Origin of the sequence: Neoluteolibacter marinus (assembly GCF_014904755.1) — a bacterium.
Lineage (GTDB): Bacteria > Verrucomicrobiota > Verrucomicrobiia > Verrucomicrobiales > Akkermansiaceae > Haloferula > Haloferula marina.
This window is the reverse complement of record NZ_JACZFQ010000097.1, coordinates 207,020-226,175: the sequence shown is the minus strand read 5'-3', so window position 1 is coordinate 226,175 and position 19,156 is coordinate 207,020. Positions and strand designations below refer to the sequence as shown.

The window sequence follows — 19,156 nt, the reverse complement described above, 5'->3', positions numbered from 1 at the left end:
ATTTGCCGCGTCCCCAAATCAGCCGGGAAGTTGCCTGACTCTCGATGCCGCCCCTCGATGCGGGGGGGGGGGGGCGGCGGATCGTCGACCGCAAGGGGGGTAACTCGTCAGGGGTAGGGGAAAGCGCCGTGTGGGTCGGACCAAGGCCGGAGGTGTGCAGCCCGCCGTCGGCCAGGGCCGAGCGAGCCGCACCACGAAGCCGGGCGCTCTCTTCGTAGCCCTCCCGCCCTTGGAGGCCCGCCGCGGGGCCGTTTCTGTGGCTTTGCCCTCTGGGTATATCAAAGGGAAGCTCTGATGGCGCGGGCGAATACCGCAATCTGCTTCTGGTGGAGTCTCGTCGGCCGCCAGCTGCGGAAGGCCGAACGAATGATGGGTTGATTCGCCTAGGGGGACGCTTCAGTGTGAAGACTCCCCGTCCTTGAATCGATGAAGGCCCCGCCGGTCTTGTATTGGCGGGGGCTTTTTGTCATACCGCCATTCCAAAGCTTGCGCCGCAGCCGGGGTGGTCTAGCCCATGATTTCATGGCGTGGTTCTTGATCCGCCACGCCGGGCCTGTCCCGGGTCTGGGTCTGGGTCTGGGTCTGGGTCTGGGTCTGGGGATGGGTCTGGGGATGGGTCTGGGGATGGGTCTGGGGATGGGTCTGGGGATGGGTCTGGGGATGGGTCTGGGGATGGGTCTGGGGATGGGTCTGGGGATGGGTCTGGGGATGGGTCTGGGGATGGGTCTGGGGATGGGGATGGGGATGGGGATGGGGATGGGGATGGGGATGGGGATGGGGATGGGGATGGGGATGGGGATGGGGATGGGCGTATGACGTTGACAAAACAGCAGTCATTTAGTGGGGTCACCACGCCCTGTCGAATAGCCCGCCCCCCATGCTCGGAGTCCCCCGCCTCTTTTCTCAAATGCTAGGTCAACTCCGTCAGGAGACAGAGGGCGTTTGCCCTCCCAATGTATCTCTCAGACCCATGCCAGCACGTAATTCTCTCGTTGGTTGCCTGGGAATCTTTCTGTTCGCCTTAGTTGGTGTAATTCAGCTGGCGACGGGCAAGGAACTTGAGATTGATCAAATTGAAAGGTTCTCGGAGATCGTGCTCGATTCGGATCGGGATGCGGTTGGCGACATTTATGTTCTCGTCAAGGGTAGTCAGTTTTCTGAGGAGGATCGTGAAGTCATCAAATACTCAAGAAGTGGAGAGCGGATTTGGACGCGTTCGACAGGCATGTCGAGTGCCCTGCGAATCCACCTCACCGCGAGAAATGAAATCGTCGTTGCCGGAGATGGAGCCAGCAATGATCCCGGTCTTGGAAAGAAGGACATTTGTATTTCAAAGTTCTCCTCTGAAATGTCGCTCCTATGGAGAAGGTATTTTGGCTCGAAAGGAGATGACTTTCTGGGGGGCATTACGTCAGACACGAATGGGTACATCTACTTCGGAGGAATTGTAAGCTCACCAGTCTATTCTAGACGAGATTGTGCTGTCGGGAAGATTTCGAATAGCGGTAGCCAAGTCTGGATTAGGAGGCTCATGAACTCCGAGGGTTCAAATAACGGACAGATCAACGCTGTTGCAGTAACTTCGGATTCCTCGGTCGTAGTTGCAGGTTACACCTCTCAGACCCCGAGCGGCAGTTCGGTCGGACGGTATTTAGCTGGGTTTATCGCACGATTTTCTCACTCCGGCGCGCTCGAAAACTTTCGTGCAGACCCCTCCCAAGGGAGCGCGACCGTCCTGCACTCCGTCCAAGTCGATTCGGTCGGAAACATAATCGTTGGAGGCGTAACAACAAATGCGGAGGGCAGGCAAGCTGTGGTCGAGAAGTTTAGCCCTGGTTTTGAGGTTATATGGTCCAGTGCCTTTGCGGTTCAGTTCAATGGAACCACTACTGCCGCCACTGTTGTGAATATCCAGATTGATCGCCGTGATCGAGTGTTGGCGCTAGCGATTCGCGAGAATGCAGGTCAGGCTGTTTACTCGCTCCGACGATATGACCCGAGTGGGAGTCTCGAGGATGAAAGTGTGGTAAGCCTTGGCTCCAAAGCCGCGGCGATCGGACTCGGGCCGTTGGGGTCATTAGTGGTTTCGGGGTCGTCATCTGCAGAAAGCATAAGCGGCGAGGAGCCTTTCCCCGGAGGGGGGGGCTACTTGGTGTTCTACAACACAAACAGCATCTCACCTCTTGAGGTCATTCAAACCGTTCGTGAACCCGATCCAGAGGTTCATGTGACGCTCGAGGAGTTGCAAGAGCCTGATCCATTTGTCGAGACTGGGCTGAAGCAATGGAATGGAAGTGCATTTGATGGGGACCTCTCAAGTTTTGATCCGGCAGACCCGGTGATTCTGTTTGTGCATGGGTGGAACAGTTCGCCAAATGTGTTCAATGCTTTGGCAGGTGAGGTGTTAGCGGGATCGCCGGACCTCAACATCCTTGCTTGGGACTGGAGTGACAAGGCCGGCACGGGAGTGGGGATCACGCTCGCGCGCTCACGCACACCGCACCAGGCATCGGAGTTGGCAGCGGCACTTGCCGATCTGGTTGGTCCAGCCTATGGGGATCATGTCCACTTTGTTGGGCATAGTCTTGGAGCGCTAATCGTGGGAGAGTCCATCGACATGCTGGTGGAACGGGAGGGGTTGGATGCCGTGCCCATTCAGGCTTCTTTGATGGATGACGCTTCGATCACCAATGCCACCCAGATTCCCTTGGCTTCGTCCGTCGGATCAGTTTTTGCTGATCCAACTTCCCGGTATTCCTTCAATGAGAACTATGTCTCGATAGTTGGTGCGCTGCAAAGCGATGCGGTCAATGTGTTCTTGCCCGAAGGTGCAATACTGGGAGCAGTAGGCTGGCACTCGTATCCGATCGAGTGGTATAGGATGTCGGCCGAAGCATGGAGAACCGGGGCGTCCGCGGGCAGCGACTCTCCAGGTTATCATGCAGCCCTTCGGCTCGGCGGGACGATTCCCAGCTCCCCACAATACCACATCCAAACGTTCAGTGTTTCCGATGAGCCAGTCCTGCTTCAGGGCTCGACCCGCGAGGAGATCATCCAGTTCAGGGATGCGGCTCGCGTCTTTAGTGTCGGCGCTTCGATTGGCCTATTCCTGTCCGATCAAGTTTGGGGTGCGGTTGGCAAGGTGCAGGCGTCCATGGAAAACGGGGATCGGGCGATCCAGGATCTAAAGATAGTTCTCGAAGAGAACTCTCCGGCATATACTTGGGTTCCGGTCTCAGTTCCTGAGGAGGCAGTGGGGTTGGCCTTTGATTTCCGAGTTTCTGACTTTGGGGATCGCGATTTCTTGAGTTTTGGGATCGGTAACGAGCTCCTGTTTGCCCTTGAGGGAGAGTTCATGCAGGACGGCGAGGTTTACAACTCCGGTGTTTTCGATATTGCGAGGTTTACGGGGCAGGACATTGAATTATTCATCGCTCTGAACAGCGATGATTCATCGGGTGCTTCGGTGGTTGTCGATAACATCAGCTTTATGTTATCGGCTCCAACAGCTTACGATAGGTGGGCAGATGCGCTCGGGCTTACGAAGGGTTACAATGACGGTCTGGAGGATGACCCAAATGGGGATGGCATCGAAAACATCCTGCATTTCGCCAATGACTCGGATCCCCTCGGGACTGGGGGCAACGAAGGAAAGCGGAGGAGTTCAGTCCAATTGATCGGAGGCGAGAGATTCTTTACTCTAACCCTTCCGGTCCGGGCTGGCCTTGCATTCGAGGAAGGCATTGAGATGGTCTCGCAGCCCATCGATGGTGTAAGCTACAAGTTCTTTGCTGATGGTGGTTTGTCGGCAGCACCCCAACTTGGCCTGCTCCGGGCGGATCCGCCCCTCGACTCCGGCTTGCCTCCATTGCGCGATATTGACGGAGACGGATTCTCCGACTGGGAGTATCTGACAATTCGAATCCTCGATCCGGTTGAGGACGCGAAGACTGGGTTCATTTGGAGCGAGGTGGTCGGTGAGTGATGGTCTTTATGTGGGCGGCTGAGCACGCAGCAACAGGACGTCTTCGTCTGCCTTCAAGGAGGGACGGGTAAGAGTTAGCCCTGTCGGCTGGAACTCTCGATGTTTCCGGTCTCCCCAAGGAGATTCCGTCTGGCTAAGGCTTGGACTACCGGCGATCGCCGGCATTTCGACGTAAAGGGAACGATTCCAGGTAGTTCCGGTGATGTTCACAGGCTACGGGTCGTAGGACGACGGCGAACAATGGACCCATCCGCGGGCCGATGGGAATGACGTCTGGGTGCCCTCGGCTACCCTGTGCGAAAGAGTCAATCCTTCGCTTTCTCATCGTCTGCAGCAACGAGGTCTCAAGGCTTTTTGGGATCTGGATCTCTCGACCGTTCCGTGAAAACAGCCAGATCTGCCATCGCGGCGAGGAGGTGAGCCACGCTGTCGAAGCCGAGGCGCTCCCGGATGATTGCGATATGGCGGTCGAGGGTGTCGCGGCGACAGCCCAGATTTGCTGCGATCTCGACCCGAGGATTGCCCGAGATCAACCCTGCTAGGATTTTCCCGTCTGTCGGAGTGAGCATCGAGTTGCCGTTTTCCGTCGCGACCCCCACTGATTCCAGCCGGTCCTTCAGTTTTTGCCATGTTGCCCGAAGACTCTTGCTTTGATCCAGCCGCTTTGCCAAATCCCCGACTCTTTGGCCGATCAGGTGCATTTTCTGCAACTCTGCGTCCCTGAAATCCCGGCTCTTGAGGTTCCAGCAAAGATTCAGCACCCCGTCGTCGAGCTGCGCTGAGTGAAATCCAATCTGGTAGTTTGCTTCGATGTGACGATACACCTCGCGGTAGAGGGGATTTGACTGGAAGCGGCCGTACGACTGGAAGTCCGACATTCGCTGCGGGCGTCGCCAATATGCCTTAGCCTGTCCGGAGGCGATAACAGGATGGAAGCGGATTGTCTCGTTGACAGCTCCGGCGTGCGGAGCCAGCACCTCTTCCGACCAACCCGTGTTCCCGGAAAACTCAAGGACCCGCTCCATGCCGTTCGTCCACACGTTCCAGAGCATGCAATCCGCGGGGAGGAAGCGCTCCATTTCAGTCACGAACTCACGACCCAGCGTGGTGCGATCGTCGGCTTCAGACAACCGCGCGGTGATCTGATCGACGCGTTTCAGATCCCGTGAGGTGATGTCAAGAAACTCGCTTCGCTTGCTTGCCGCCATCGTTGGTTGAAGGATTGTGGAACATCAGTTGGGCCCTGCTTCTCACGCCGAGCTTCTTGTAGATCCGTGCTACGTGGCTTTCCACGGTACGCCGGGCGCAGCCAACGATTGCTGCGATCTCCGGTCCGCTCTTTCCCTGACGCAACCAGCCAAGGATCTCCGCTTCGCGCCGGGTCAACTCGCTTGGCGCCAAGCTTGGGCGGGGCGGGGCGTTCACGCTATTAGGCGCCCGGCGCCAAACCCAAAGTGCCTCCGTTCGGACGAGGAAAGCCTCCACCGGAATGTGATCGAGGGCCGCCGTGAGCTGCCTCCAGCACACCTCGCCTCCATTGGAATCTCTCCACCATGCGGCCGCCCGGGGACTGAGGCACAATGCCCGATCGGCATCCTCTCGCAGTGCCGCGCACCATCCGAGACTGTCCAGCACGACCACCCAGGCTTCAACGCTTCGAGCGGTCCTGTGTTCTTCGCGGTCAAGGGCTCTCAGGAGCCTCCCCATTGATTTGTCATGAGAAACGCGGTCTCCAGGAATCATGCAGATCTGGAAGCCTTGAACAATGCGGTGCGTGATGGGAAGCCGTTAATCTGTCCAGCTGACCGATTTTTGTTAGGTTGGGCTATTTCGCTCGAAGCCCGGTCAACAGGAGGTCTTGCGTAGTTTCGGGGGGTGACGCGAGTCAAGCCGGTTGGGCACGCTCGGGTCTGCTCCTGCACCCATGAAGCTACGAATTGCTCTGTTGTCAGCGTCCCTTCTTTCGGTATGCGTCGCATCCCAGACTCCGGAGTTGGTCGCCGACATCAACCCGGTCGCTACGATCGACTACCACCCCGAGATTGGAGACTTCGTGCGGATGGGGGGGACGGTCTATTTCACCGCGAAGGACGACTGTGGGAGGGAGCTTTGGAAAACGGATGGAAGCGTTGCTGGCACCTGCCGGGTCAAGGATATCTATCCCGGCGGGGGATCGAGTAATCCGAAGGACCTCACGGCTTGCGGGCCCGTTCTGTATTTCAGCGCGTGCGCCCCCGGAGAAGGGTATGAGCTTTGGAAAAGCGATGGGACTGAGGTGGGAACAGTGCGTGTGAGGGAATTGGTCGAAGGTGAGAATTCTCGCCACTTGTCCCCGGTGGCGGTCCTAGGCTCGACGCTATTTTTCATCTCTGATGCAGATGGACACGGCTATGAACTCTGGTGTTCCGACGGATCACCGGAAGGAACCCATCTGGTTCGTGACATCAATCCGGGCAACGAAGGCAGCACCCCGATGCTGCAATACGCGGAAATGGGTGGGTACCTCTATTTCGGAGCGACTAACGCTACGTCCGGAAGAGAGCTGTGGAGAACGGATGGCACCGAGGAGGGGACTACTCTCGTGAGCGACATCTATCCAGGAACTTCAAGCAGCAGTCCGGACAACTTTGTGGTCGTGGGAACGACATTGTATTTCACTGCCTACGGCTCAGGAATCGGCACCGAACTGTACAAGAGCGATGGCACTGCGGCGGGGACTGTGCTTGTAAAGGACATCCGTCCGGGAAGCTATTGGCAAGGCTTTCGCATTGTCTACTACTCAAGCTCTCCCAGTTACCTGACCGCTTTCAACGATCAGGTATTTTTCTCGGCCGCCGGGCCCGCGGGTACGGAGCTTTGGAAAAGCGACGGCACCGAAGCCGGGACCGTGCAAGTGAAGGATCTCAACCCTTCGGGTTCCGGATACCCTGCGAATCTCACCGTCGCTGGATCGACACTCTATTTCGGCGCTACCGATCAAGCCGGGTCTGAACTCTGGGCAAGCGATGGCACCGAGACGGGCACGACGAGGGTAAGGGACATTCGACCGGGTTCCGCCAGTAGCTCTCCTCAGAGTCTCGCCGCGGTCGGTAACTCCCTCTACTTCGCTGCCAGCGATGGAAATGCAGGTTGGGAGTTCTGGAAGAGCGACGGTACTGAAGCGGGAACCGCTCTGGTGAAGGACCTTGATCCAGGGATTCCGTCAGCCTATCCATACGGCTTCACTGGCATCGGTGACAAGGCCATGTTCACCACCCAATACGCGAGGAAAGAGCTTTGGGTCACGGACGGGACGAGCGAAGGCACCCACATCTTCATGGATTTTCCGGCGGGTACCGGGTCCAGCTTTCCCATGTCGCTGCAGGTCGTGGGCGAACAGTGCTTCTTTGGTGCGGATGATGGCGCCCACTCCCACGAACTGTGGGTGTCCAACGGCACCTCGGGGGGAACTTCACTGGTCAAAGACATTGCTCCCGGTGGCCCGAGCGCCTACTCCAATCCCTCAGGTTTCCTGACCGTCGGCGCCGTAACCTATTTCAGTGCTCAAACCATCACGGAGGGCAGGGAGCTGTGGCGGAGCGACGGAACCGAAGCAGGAACCGTCCGGGTCAGGGATATCCGGACTGGCGCCGGTTCCAGTAATCCTAGCGAACTCACCGTCGTGGGGACGAAATTGTTCTTCAAGGCCACCAACGACCTCGGCGGGCAGGAACTCTGGTGCAGCGATGGAACAGAGGAGGGAACGTTCCAAGTGAGAGACATCAGGCCTGGGTCCACGGGGAGCTCGCCGGAGAATCTTCGGGAAATGGGGGGGATCCTCTATTTCACGGCGACAGATGGAACGAGCGGAGCAGAGCTTTGGAAGAGCGACGGCACCTCGGTGGGTACGACGCTCGTCAAGGACATCCGACCGGGTGGCGCTTCGAGTGAGATTTGGGGGCTCCACGCTGGCGGTTCTGCTCTCTATTTCCGCGCAAACAACGGCGTTGATGGTTACGAATTGTGGAAGTCGGATGGGACCGAGGAAGGAACCCTTTTGTTGAGTGATATCGAACCAGGTGCGGACTCCTCCTATCCTGGCTACTTCGTATGGATCGGTCCGGTGATGTGCTTCTCGGCCCGCGATAGCACGGGAGGGACTGAGCTGTGGCGAAGCGACGGAAGCGCTGCCGGCACCTATCGGGTGAAGGATATCCTACCAGGCACCGGATCCAGCGAGCCCAGTCGGATCGTCGCGTCGGGTAGCACCTGGTTCTTCCGGGCGGACGACGGCACGAACGGGGCCGAACTGTGGAAAAGCGATGGCACCGAGGCGGGCACGGCGTTGGTTTGCGACATCCGGAGTGGATCCAGTTCCAGCAACCCGACCTGCCTTGCTGCCGTCAGTTCGACTCTCTATTTCACGGCAACCGATGGGCTGGCGGTGACCGACCTCGAAACCGAGCTTTGGAAAACCGATGGGACTGCGGAGGGCACCGTCCGCGTGCGGGATGGCAAGGGCCGGAGCATCCTCGAGGTCACGGAACTCGTGTGTGGAGCGAATACCGTATTCTTCGCGGGCATCCTGCCGGAGGTGGGCAAGGAATTGCTCGCCTTCGACCTAGTCGTTTCCGCAGGAGACCCGACCGGGATTGTCGCTACTGGAGCGACTCTCCACGCCAGTGTGGATCCATCGGCTGGAGCAACTTCGGTGGTGGTGGAATATGGAACCACGATCGGCTACGGGAAATCCGCCGAGCTGGTTCTTTCCCTCTCTCCGCACGGGGAATGGCAGGGCGCTGAGGCCACGCTGACCGACCTCACCCCCGGGGTGACGTATCACTACCGGTTCACCGCGACGACGGCAAACGGCTCCTTCTCAACCCCGGATGCGGTGTTCCGCACGCCGAACTCGCCGCCCGACTTCACCGGACTCACGGTTTCCACCCCCTATCGAACGCCTCTATCCATTTCGATCGGCGAGTTGCTCGCCACCGCGTCCGACCCAGAAGGGGCCGCCGTCCTTGTGACTTCGATCGCCACAGTCTCGGCGGCAGGTGGAGCGGTGGAACTTTCGGCCGAATCGATCCTTTACTCGCCCCCCGATGGCTTTTCAGGACAAGATTCCATCCCTGTCACGGTGAGCGATGCCCACGGGGCGTCCACCATTGCCGACATCGTCGTCACGGTTGCCCCGGCTCCGGACATTTCCGACTGGCGGCAGCTCCACTTCGGAACTGGGGAGAACACCGGAGATGCGGCCGATCTCGCCGCACCTGACGGCGATGGGATCGTCAACCTGATCAAGTATGCCTTGGTCCTGACCCGGGGGATGGACGGGACAGCGGGATTGCCCCGCCTCGAGACTAGCCCTGCAACCGGAGATCCTCATCTCACTTTGGTTTTCCTCCGTGATCCGTCGCGGACGGACGTGACAATACTGGCGGAGTCTTCCGGGAGTCTCAGTGGGAGTTGGGTTGAGATCGCCCGTAGCGAGAGGGGCGGCCCGTTTGTAGGTGCCGCCGAGTCTGATGAATATCCGCTTGATGACGGGACCCATATAGTCCGGATCCACGATTCCCAGGCAATTGGCGTCGCTGCTCACCGTTTCCTGCGGGTAAGGGTGGAACGCAGAACGTCAGAGGAGGTGTCGGAGGGAGCGTTCTGACCCCCCCTTCCGTGACACCTTTCATTTTTCGCATTTCGTAATTGATCCTATAGCTTTAAATCAGCAGTAATTAACCATAACAATTGAAATCAAAATGAAGTTTATTGAAACAAAATGGGTTTTGCTCTTCTTGGCATCAGTCAATATTGCGTGCGCCCAATCTTATCATGCAATAGCAATCGGGATCAAAGACAAGGTTTGTCAAAGCGGAAAAGTTCAGTCCACCTTCCAAGAAGACGAGTTCTACTTTGTCCAGACGGGTTCGGAAGGTGAAAGGAGAGGTGATACAGCCATCCGAGCGCGGAAGAGTCTTAACGATATGCATCGATATGATGAAACAAAAATCCGAATTGTGTCGGGAGTCGGTCTAAAATACGCTTTAATTGAATACAATAAAAAGGTTTCGGGGTGGAATTGCACGCTGAAGAAATACGCGGTCGGATTTGGCGACACTCCCCACGAGGCAGTTCTTGATGCAGTGAGAAAGAAAAACCTCGATGATAAAGCTTCAAAGCATACCCTAGTGAAGACGAATTAACCCGTGAGTCGTCGACCAATAATAACAAAACTTACAAGGCCTTGGAGAATTGGAGCTTGTGATCAAATTCACAAAGCGCCAAGCAACCGGGGCGGAATAAGCGCGGCACCAAAATACTCGTTTGCTTGGGCTGCGATCAACAGATCTAATCTGCCATGCTTCCTTTAAGACTGAGCGGCCCCACCGCTGCGCTTGTCGTGCTGCTTTCGCTGCACCTGACCAGTTGCCAACCTCCACTCCATTCATCCCCGACGCTCGAGTCAACAAAGCCAACTGACGATCGGATTGATATTGATCGCAGCTCAGGAGATCCAAATTTTAGTGAGATTGTCGGCGAGTATGATCTTATCGGGCGGAGTTTTTATTGCGGAGAGATGTTTGAGCCTTATATCCTGGAGTGGGAAGACGTCCCAAATGGAAAGGTTTTCAAGCGTTTTGAAGTTCGGGGTTCCCCGAGCTCGCCAGAATTTGTTTGGCCAAAGATACTTGATTTGAATATACTGGCGAAGATGTATAAGTATAAATACGATGATTTCCCGGGGCGCTACAGGGGTAGTTTGCCTTGGTCGACATCAACAATGGATGCTACACTCCAATTTGATCTCGAGGGAAACTTGGAAGTTCGCGAGTACTATATCGATGAAGAGAAAAACAGCCGTGCATATATGCGCTACGATTTCCGAAAGGTCGCCTTGTAGACTTCCCTGACAATGAGGCACTCCGGAAGCAGAGTTTTGGAAATGAGGGTGGTTCGCCGTGATGCCTGAGGCTTTGAGCATTCATCCTCTCATCCTTGAGATTGCATGATAATGGCACCGGCCGCATGGAGCGTCCCCCTGAAAGGCTGGACAGGTATTTAGGAGATCGAGGCGCGGCAAACAAAGGTCCCCCAGAAGACGAAGTCGGGGACTTTGTTTGGCCGCGACGAGATCGACGCATGCCCCCAAAACCCCCAAGCTCCACCGTGCGATGAGTGAGGAATCCGAGGACATCAAACGTGGGACGGCCCGCCGGAAAGCCGAGTTCGTGACCGAGATCATCAAAGGCCTCACCACGGCCTCCGAAGTCGCCCGCACCTATGACCTCACTGTCGGTGAGGTCGAGCAATGAAAGGCCGACTTCATCGAGATGGGCACCGAGGCCCTGCGCTCCCATCCGCGCGATGCCGAGGCCCGACACAAGGCCAAGGAGAAGGACCTTCTCGCCAAGATCGGCGTTCTCACCTTGCAGATGGAGGCCTACAAGATCGCCTGCGACCTGCAGGGAAGGTCTCATCCCGACGCGAACACATGAAGACGGTCAAAGCTAGGCTTTCCCGCAGTCGTTATTTCTGGACTGAATCGAACCCAATTGGGCCCAATTCGACTGTCTGGTATTGAGGCTATTGCGATGCCCAAGGGGGGGCAAAGCGGGTGGGGGAACCCTCCATTTACCGTGGATCTAACAGATTCGACTTTGGCGTATCAAGAATTCGGGGAAGGTGGCGCTTTTCGTTCGCAATGAAAAGGTCAGCGGTTCGATTCCGCTATGCTCCACTTTTCTTCTCATCGTCAAGCCCACCTTGACGACGATCAGGGTGAATCGAGGCCATAGCAGCAGCTTGCTGTTTCTTCGAGAAGCGAGTTTTGTTCGTCCGGGCTGAGGCTTGAGACGAGGGTGCGGATGGTATTGGCCCACTCGGCGTAAGCGTCGATGCGGAGCAGGCAGACGGGCCAGTCGGTGCCGAACATCACCCGGGCCGGGCCGAAGATGGCGAGGGTTTCCTCGAAGTAGGCGCGGACGGTGGCGGGATCGATCTCGCCCGGGGGGAACTCGGTGAGCAGTCCGGAGAACTTGACACCGATCAAGTGGTCGCGCTTGGCCAGTTCGCGCATGTCGCGTTGCCAGTCCTTCTCGATGCGGCCGTTGCGGGCCTCGGGTTTGGCGATGTGGTCGAGGATGACGGGCAGCTCCGGATGGCGGTCGATCATGCGGGTGGCGACCGGGATCTGGCGTTGAAAGACCAGCAGGTCATAGCTTAGTCCGCGTTCCGGCAGCAGGGCGAGGCCGCGGTGGAAGTCGTCGCGCAGGAAGTAGTCGTCGGGCTCGTCCTGCAACACGTGTCGGACGCCACGGAAGGCCGGGTGTCCGGTGAAGCGGTCGAGGATCCGGTCCACACCGGGATCGACCAGTGGCACCCAGCCGACGACGCCGCGGATTCTTGGCTCCTGTTCGGCGAGATCGAGGAGGAATTCCGTTTCCTCGACGATCTGCCGCGCTTGGACCGCGATGGTGCCGGTGACGCCGGAACCGTTGAGAGCGACGTCCAGTTCCGGCAGCAGGCGGTCCTGGGCGAGGGGTGAACCCGGAGGGATCCAGCCGTATTGCTCGGGCGAATAACGCCAGAGATGGTGGTGGGCATCGATCATGCGGTCTCAGCGGGGAAGTGCTGATGGATGCTGGCGATGGTCTGACGCGCGGCCTCGTCGGGCGAGGGCAGGGGCAGGACTTCCGCGGAGAGGTGGCCGCGGTAGTTCATCTCGCGCAGAACGGCGGCGATCGGCCCGGTCGGGGTGTGGCCGAATCCCATCGCCTGTCGGTTCGAGTCGGCCCAATGGACATGGCCCAACAAGTCACCCATGGCGAGCAGCGAGGCCGCGATGTCGCGCTCCTCGATGGCCATGTGGAAGAGGTCGGCGAGCAGGACGACGTTGCCGATGTCGCCTTGCCTGAGGAAATCGACGGCGCTGGCGGCGTGGTTGAAGAGGTTGGTCTCGTAGCGGTTGAGCGGCTCGTAGATGAAGGGGACGCTAAAGGCGGCGGCGCGATCGCCGGTCTTCTGCAGGGCCCCGGCCAGCCAGCCGATGGCCTGGTCGCGGGAAACCATGCCGCCGTGACGGCCCTGCATCGAACCGAGGATGGCGGGAGCACCAAGGGCGCCGCCGAAGTCGATCATCGAGCCGATGAACTCCAGCGCGGCCGCCCGCCGGGCGGGGTCGGGATCGGTGAGAGAGAGCCCGTGCTTCACCATCCCGGCACCGGTGCCGACCGCGGCGATGGCGAGCTGATGGCGGTCCTGGAGTGCCTTGATGTCGGCAATCGGCACGGCATCGGGTCCGGGGAGGAACAGCTCGACGGCATCGAAGCCGAGTTCCGCGGCCTTGCGGAAGCCGCTTTCGAGTTCGTCGTGGAAGACGAAGGGACCGGCGGCGGCTTCGGCCACCCGGCAGAGGGTGACGGCGGAACGCATCAGACCGATTCGAGGATGAGGTTGCCGTAGGCGGTGGGGTCGCCGGTGCGGATCAGGCCGATTGCCTGCGGGACGCGCTCCTTGAAGGCGAGGTGCGGCAGGCGTTCGACGCGGGCGTCGGGGAAGCCGGCGAGCTTCTGGTCGAAGCGGCGGATCGTCTCGTCCGGGTTGGTGGCGAGGAATTCCTCGGCCTGCAGGATGCGGCCGACCTTGAAGTTCGGCTGCAGGGCGTCGAGGACGTCGAGCACGGTGGGGATGCCCTTCACCAGCGAGAGGTCGACGGTCTCGATCTCCGGCCAGAAGGGGAAGGCCCAGTCGGCGATGACGAGGGTGTTGGTGTGGCGGATGCGCGCGACGAGCTCGAGCACGTGCGGGTTGAGGATGCCGGTCTGGAGCATGGCGGTCAGGAAAAGTCGATGATGGCCTTGATGGCACCGGTGGCGGGATCGGTGAATTTCTCGAACTGCTCCGGGACCTCGTCGAAACCGATGCGGTGGGTGATCCACTTGTCGGTGTCGATCTTGCCCTCGCGGATCAGGCCGATGATGTGGTCGAAGTCGGCGGGCAGGGCATTGCGAGAGGCGAGCAGGGTGAGCTCGCGGCGGTGGAAGACGGGGGCGTGCGGGAATTGCAGGTCGGAGGTGGTGATGCCGACGTAGACGACGCGGCCGGTGAAGGCGGCGTAGTCGAAGCAGGTCGACATCGACTTGGGGCTGCCGGTGGCATCGATGATGACGTCGGCAAGCTGGCCGCCGGTCTTTTCCCCGAGCGCGGCGAGCTGGCTACCGTCGGCGAGGATGCCGTCAATGCCGAGCTGCTCGCGGCAGAAGTCGAGGCGGCCCTGGACCATGTCCATGACGAGCACCTGCACGCCGTCCATCAGGCGCAGGAACTCGAGGCAGGCGAGGCCGATGGGGCCGGCGCCGATGACCAGCACGGTCTCGCCGAGCTGCGGTTTGCCGCGTTGCACGGCGTGGTAGCCGATGGCGAGGGTCTCGACCAGGGCGAGCTGGTCGTAGGAGAGGTCGTTGCCGGGATGGAGCTTGCGGGCGGGGACCAGGAAGGTGCCGCGGCGCAGGCCGCCGGGCTTGTGGACGCCGATGACCTGGACCTCGGGGCAGCAGTTGGAGGCGCCTTTTTGTGAGACCGGGCTGTCAGGGTTGTTGACGTAAGGTTCGAGCGAGCAGCGGTCGCCGGGCTTGATGTGGGTGACGTCTTCACCCACGGCGACAACTTCCAGACCGAGCTCGTGGCCGGGAGTGCGCGGGTAGGCGAAGAACGGGAACTTGCCGAGGTAGCAGGACAGGTCGGTGCCGCAGATGCCCATGCGGTGGGTGCGGACCAGGGCCTCGCCGGGCCCGGGTGCGGGCTCGTCGGGTGTGTCGATGACCGTGATCTTCTTCGGTTCGGTGAATTCGATGGCGGCGGGCATGGGCGTTGGGTTTTGAGATGGAAGATGTGGGATTGTCGATCTGCGGGCCGAGGGCGGGTCAGTTGTTCTCCGGGAGGCCTTCCAGATGGCCGAGATCCTTGACCGGTTCGAAGAGTGCGAGGACTTCGTCGAGCAGCGCCTGGTCGACGGGTTGGGCGAGCCATTCGGCCCACTTGCGGATGTTGTCGGGGTTGGCGGAGCCGGCGACCATCGAGGCGATGTCGGGATGGGCACAGGCGAACTGCAGGGCGAGCTGGGCGATGTCGACGCCGCGGGAATCGCAGAGTCTCGCGGCCTCGCGGGCGGCGGCCTTCACTTCTTCCGGCTCCTTGAGCCAGGCGGGAAGCTCGGCGTTGGTGAGCAGGCGGGCGGAGAAGGGGCCGGCGCCGATGACCCCGATCTCCTTAGCCTTGAGCCGTGGCAGCAGGTCGGTGGCGAGGCTTGTGTTTTGCAGGGTGTAGCGGTTGTAGGCGAGGATGCAGTCGATCTGGTCCTCGGCGTGATCGAGCACGGTGTGGAAGGTTTTCAGCGGGTAGCAGGAGAAGCCGATCGCCCGCACCTTGCCCTGTTCCTTGACCTTGAGCAGCGCGGGCAGGGTTTCCTCCCAGATCTGCGGCAAGGGGACGAATTCGACGTCGTGCAGCAGGAGGACGTCGAGGTGGTCGGTCTTGAGGCGCTGGAGCGAGACGTGGACCGATTCCTCGACGCGTTTGGCGGAGAAGTCGAAGTGCTGGTCGGAATAGCGTCCGAGCTTGGTGCCGAGCAGGTAGGAGTCGCGCGGGACCTCGCGCAGGCCGAGGCCGAGCATGATCTCCGACATGCCGCGGCCATAGTAGGGGGAGGTGTCGATGAAGTTCATCCCGAGGTCGAGCGCGGTGCGGGTCGAGCGCATCGCCTCGTCGAAGGTGATCGAGCGGAACTCCGCGCCAAGGGAGGAGGCGCCGAAGGAAAGGACGGGCAGGTCGATGCCGGTTTTGCCTAGCGGTCGGGTTTGCATGAGCGAGTGGGTCTACTTGGGACAGGGCAACAGAGTTTTCCGGAATGGTAAGCGAAAAAGGTGTCAGACAAGATCTTCGCAATCCCTGCTGGAATCAGCATCGTGTTGGGTTTTCGATTGCCGGGGTCCGGGGAGGGCAAGCCAGCCCGGCCACATCGCCGCGGCGCGAGCACCCGAAGAGAACCCTCATTTTCGAAGACATCCTGCGCCTTTCCGGGGTGGGCCGAGAACGCTGACACGGGCATGCGGTGGAGTGTGCTACCGACGATCCGAGCGGCACGCTGAAATACTTCCGTCAGATCCGCGAGGATGGCTCGCCGGTATCGACGGCAAGTTGCCCATGGGCCTGGCACCTCCTGGCGGAGTGGTCCGCGAGATCTGCTTCGGCAACGCCCGCGACCATTTCGGCCATGGGCTCGGGCCGGCTGCCTGAGAGGCCGGTCCGCGGTGCTTTTCTCAGACCCCCGAGAAGGCGCTGAAGCCGCCATCGACGGCGAGCACCGTGCCGGTGACGAACTTCGAGGCGTCGGCCAAGAGGTAGTGGATGCCGCCATGCAGCTCGTCGGACTCGCCGAAGCGGCCGAAGGGCGTGTTGCGGGCGATCAGGGCGCCGCGCTCGGTGAGTGAACCGTCCTCGTTGGTGAGCAGGCGGCGGTTCTGTTCGCCGAGGAAGAAGCCGGGCATGATGGCGTTGACGCGAACCTTGCCATCGGTGCGGCGGGCCATGTCGACGGCCAGCCAACGGGTGAAGTTGTCGACACCGGCCTTTGCCGCCGAGTAGCCGACCACGCGGGTGAGCGCCTGCGGGGCCGAGGCGGAGGAGAAGTTCACGATCGCCCCGCGGCCGGCTTCCTGCATCGCCGGCACGAAGACGAGCGAGGGTAGGACGGTGCCGTGGAGATTGAGGTCGACGACTTGCTGGAAGGCGTCGAAGTCGAGGTCGGCAAAAGTCTTGTCCGGGGAAATGGTCGCGCCGGGCATGTTGCCGCCGGCTCCGTTGATGAGGGCGTCGATGCGGCCCCACTTGTCGATCACCAGGTCGCGGGCCTTTTCGAGGGCCTGCTTGTCGAGCACGTCGGCGACCAGTCCGATGCATTGCGCGTCCGGGGTCCTGGCGCGGCAACCGTCGAGCGCCTTGTCGAGTTTCTCCTGGCTGCGGCCGAGGAAGACAACCCGCGCGCCTTCGGCGGCGAGGTATTCGGCGACGGAAGAGGTCAGGATGCCGGTGGCACCGGTGATGACGATGATGCGGTCGGTGAGGTCGAAGATGGATCGGTTCATGGGAACGGGGTGATGGGGCGCTGCTGTCGCAGTTTTACCGCTTTGGAATGGCCGTCGGGTGATTCGGGATTCAAAAGTGAGTCAGCTTCACTTGTCATACAAATAGCCGGTCGTGTCAGCGACCGCAAAAATCCAAAGATCCGAACACGCCATGAGCGCCATCAACGATTTCCTCGTCAGCAACTGTCTTCTCATCGCCAACAATCCCTGTGTCAGTCCCGACTTCTGTCTCGACTGGCCGGCACTGGCCGCGGACCTGAAATCCGGCGAGGGCATCACCGCTTATCCCCTGAGCGGCTTCAGCACTGCGGCGGGCGAGTGGCAGCTGGTAGAGAATTCGTGCGGTGACCATGCTTGGATCCTGGCGGGGGAAGGCAGCCCGCTTTCCGGCGAGTCGCTCGACCTCGGTGACGGCCGCCGCGCTTCCCCCGCGACCTGGGCGCACCTGCTCGAGCTCAAGAACCTGATTCTGGAACACGACCCCGAGGCGACAATATTTCCCTCCACCAGTCAGCGTCTGGGCGAGTCGACGATCGGCGTCGGCGCGCGCTTCACGACGCTACACTGGCCTGGAGTGGACTGGGCGATGGCCCAGCTCGGCACCGGGGTGACGGCGAACCAGAACAGCATCCCGCGCGAACTGGTATACGACGTCGACGTGATGCTCGCCGGCAGGCTCGACCGCGTGCCTTTCCCCTTCATCGGCACCGACGTGCCGGAAGGTCACCAGGGCCAGAGTGTCGAGGGCATGAGCCACGGTTGTGTGCTGGCCAAGCTCAAGTCCGGCTTCCACCGGCGCAAGATCGCCTGGAGTTTCAATGCCGACCACCAGCCGATCGGCGGTTCCTTCGACGTGCGCGAGGACCAGCTGGTGCAGGGCTGCCTGCTGGCTTCCTACATCACCTTCGACCTGTCGCCCGAGCTGACCGTGACGAAGGTCCCCGAGGGGGCCGCGGCGCAGGCGGACTACGTGGCGAATGAGATCGATGCCGCGCTGGTGGCGACGGTGAAGGGCCGGGTGTCCGATGCCGGCCTGACCCTCGATGAGGCGGCCTTCAACGAACTGCTGTGCCGGGTGTGGCCGTCGATGAAGAAGATGAAGGTGCGCGACGGCAAATATCGCGCGATCCGTGAAAAGCACTTCACCACGGAGAGCGGCCGGGCCTTCCTGCGCGAGCTCTCGATCGACGAACTGCCGGGCCTGACCACGCCTGAAACCACCGCGATCATGCTGGCGCTGTGCGATGCGATGGACATGCCGGTCCAGTTCGTGGCGCCGGCCTTCGGCTTCCAGAAGAACATGCCCTATCCGGACAATGTCGCGCTGCGGGCGATGATCGAGCGGCAGTGGAAGGTCTGCGAGGTTTTCGGCGTGAGCATCGGGTTCCACTCCGGGTCCGGCAAGTCGGCCGAGAACTACCGCGTGATGGGCGAGGTCACCGGCTGCAAGCTGGAGATCAAGACCAGCGGCCGCTACACCTACGAGATGGGCCGGGCGCTGTTTGCCTCGGCCGATCCCGGCGACCAGGCACTGTGGAGCGACTGGTATGGCTTCACCCTCGAACTGGCCGCAGCCGGGGCTTTTGCCGAAAGCGAGACCGAGCGCTCGATGGCCCGCACTTTCATCAGCGAGTCGTTCAAGAACGCGGGTGCCGCCGAGCAGGCCGATCTTTTCGGGTCGCCTGAAACGTGCCGCGCGTGTTTGCAATCGCTCGATCCGACACCGGAGTCGATGTTCTGGTTCGAATACAATTTCCTCTTTGTCCTCGCCGCCGAGGGCAAGGCCGAGAAGGGCGCGCTGGGTGACCATTCGGCGGCGGGTTACCGCCAGCGCGAGCGCTTCTACTCGATCAGCAAGGAGGGCCGGCTGCGCTTTGCCTCGAACGTGGCCAGATACATTATCTTCCTGTGCGAGTCGACCGGTCTGGTGAATGCAGAGCGCTGCGCGGCGACTCTCGCGAAGCTCGATGCCTATCGCGATTACGACGCCTTCCTGGCGGACATCGCCGGTTGATCAGGGAGCCTTCTCTTCGCGGTGAAGCAACAA

The 19,156-nt window shown here is 60.3% G+C and carries 16 protein-coding genes; 7 read left to right on the top strand and 9 right to left on the bottom strand.

What is annotated here, in order from left to right; translation table 11 throughout:
* Positions 1-507: 507 nt before the first annotated feature.
* Positions 508-825, bottom strand: coding sequence for a hypothetical protein (locus IG178_RS19485; protein ID WP_193214253.1), 318 nt, complete (start codon positions 823-825; stop codon positions 508-510).
* Between the two features lie 145 nt (positions 826-970).
* Here IG178_RS19485 and IG178_RS19480 point away from each other — a divergent pair, with 145 nt between their 5' ends.
* The gene (locus IG178_RS19480) at positions 971-3,985 is read left to right on the top strand and encodes an alpha/beta fold hydrolase (RefSeq protein ID WP_193214252.1); all 3,015 of its coding nucleotides are present in this window, start codon (positions 971-973) and stop codon (positions 3,983-3,985) included.
* 344 nt (positions 3,986-4,329) lie between these two features.
* Here IG178_RS19480 and IG178_RS19475 read toward each other — a convergent pair whose 3' ends face one another.
* A complete protein-coding gene (locus IG178_RS19475) occupies positions 4,330-5,193 on the bottom strand; it encodes a helix-turn-helix transcriptional regulator (RefSeq protein ID WP_193214251.1) in 864 nt (287 codons plus the stop codon).
* Positions 5,162-5,692 carry a helix-turn-helix transcriptional regulator gene (locus IG178_RS26390; protein ID WP_226895608.1) on the bottom strand — a complete coding sequence of 177 codons (531 nt, stop codon included), beginning with the start codon at positions 5,690-5,692 and terminating at the stop codon, positions 5,162-5,164. Before IG178_RS26390 ends, IG178_RS19475 begins: the two co-directional genes overlap by 32 nt.
* A 217-nt stretch (positions 5,693-5,909) precedes the next feature.
* Between IG178_RS26390 and IG178_RS19465 the strand changes: the two genes are divergently transcribed.
* The 5 genes from IG178_RS19465 to IG178_RS19445 all read left to right on the top strand — a co-directional run bounded on the left by IG178_RS19465 (position 5,910) and on the right by IG178_RS19445 (position 11,463).
* The gene (locus tag IG178_RS19465; protein WP_193214249.1) at positions 5,910-9,632 is read left to right on the top strand and encodes an ELWxxDGT repeat protein; all 3,723 of its coding nucleotides are present in this window, start codon (positions 5,910-5,912) and stop codon (positions 9,630-9,632) included.
* Positions 9,633-9,726: 94 nt separating this feature from the next.
* Complete coding sequence (locus IG178_RS19460) at positions 9,727-10,170, top strand: hypothetical protein (protein WP_193214248.1); 444 nt, start codon at positions 9,727-9,729, stop codon at positions 10,168-10,170.
* Positions 10,171-10,325: 155 nt separating this feature from the next.
* Positions 10,326-10,868: a hypothetical protein gene (locus tag IG178_RS19455; protein WP_193214247.1), complete on the top strand. Its 543-nt coding sequence runs from the start codon at positions 10,326-10,328 to the stop codon at positions 10,866-10,868.
* A gap of 271 nt (positions 10,869-11,139) precedes the next feature.
* Entirely contained in the window at positions 11,140-11,280 is a 141-nt protein-coding gene (locus IG178_RS19450; protein WP_193214246.1) for a DUF1153 domain-containing protein, read from the top strand.
* A gap of 18 nt (positions 11,281-11,298) precedes the next feature.
* Positions 11,299-11,463 carry a hypothetical protein gene (locus tag IG178_RS19445; protein WP_193214245.1) on the top strand — a complete coding sequence of 55 codons (165 nt, stop codon included), beginning with the start codon at positions 11,299-11,301 and terminating at the stop codon, positions 11,461-11,463.
* Positions 11,464-11,741: 278 nt separating this feature from the next.
* On the opposite strand, the gene IG178_RS19440 is transcribed toward IG178_RS19445, so the two are convergent.
* The 6 genes from IG178_RS19440 to IG178_RS19415 all read right to left on the bottom strand — a co-directional run bounded on the left by IG178_RS19440 (position 11,742) and on the right by IG178_RS19415 (position 17,109).
* A complete protein-coding gene (locus IG178_RS19440; RefSeq protein ID WP_193214244.1) occupies positions 11,742-12,578 on the bottom strand; it encodes an amidohydrolase family protein in 837 nt (278 codons plus the stop codon).
* The gene (locus IG178_RS19435) at positions 12,575-13,399 is read right to left on the bottom strand and encodes a sugar phosphate isomerase/epimerase family protein (protein ID WP_193214243.1); all 825 of its coding nucleotides are present in this window, start codon (positions 13,397-13,399) and stop codon (positions 12,575-12,577) included. Before IG178_RS19435 ends, IG178_RS19440 begins: the two co-directional genes overlap by 4 nt.
* A complete protein-coding gene (locus tag IG178_RS19430; RefSeq protein WP_193214242.1) occupies positions 13,399-13,797 on the bottom strand; it encodes an RbsD/FucU domain-containing protein in 399 nt (132 codons plus the stop codon). Before IG178_RS19430 ends, IG178_RS19435 begins: the two co-directional genes overlap by 1 nt.
* Positions 13,798-13,802: 5 nt before the next feature.
* Complete coding sequence (locus IG178_RS19425) at positions 13,803-14,831, bottom strand: zinc-binding alcohol dehydrogenase family protein (RefSeq protein WP_193214241.1); 1,029 nt, start codon at positions 14,829-14,831, stop codon at positions 13,803-13,805.
* A gap of 58 nt (positions 14,832-14,889) precedes the next feature.
* Positions 14,890-15,828, bottom strand: a complete 939-nt coding sequence (locus IG178_RS19420; protein WP_193214240.1) for an aldo/keto reductase — start codon at positions 15,826-15,828, stop codon at positions 14,890-14,892.
* A 456-nt stretch (positions 15,829-16,284) separates the two neighbouring features.
* On the bottom strand, positions 16,285-17,109 hold the full coding sequence (locus IG178_RS19415) for an SDR family oxidoreductase (RefSeq protein WP_193214239.1): 825 nt from the start codon (positions 17,107-17,109) through the stop codon (positions 16,285-16,287).
* Positions 17,110-17,260: 151 nt separating this feature from the next.
* On the opposite strand from IG178_RS19415, the gene IG178_RS19410 reads away from it, so the two are divergent.
* Positions 17,261-19,123 carry a tagaturonate epimerase family protein gene (locus tag IG178_RS19410; protein ID WP_193214238.1) on the top strand — a complete coding sequence of 621 codons (1,863 nt, stop codon included), beginning with the start codon at positions 17,261-17,263 and terminating at the stop codon, positions 19,121-19,123.
* Positions 19,124-19,156 lie beyond the last annotated feature (33 nt).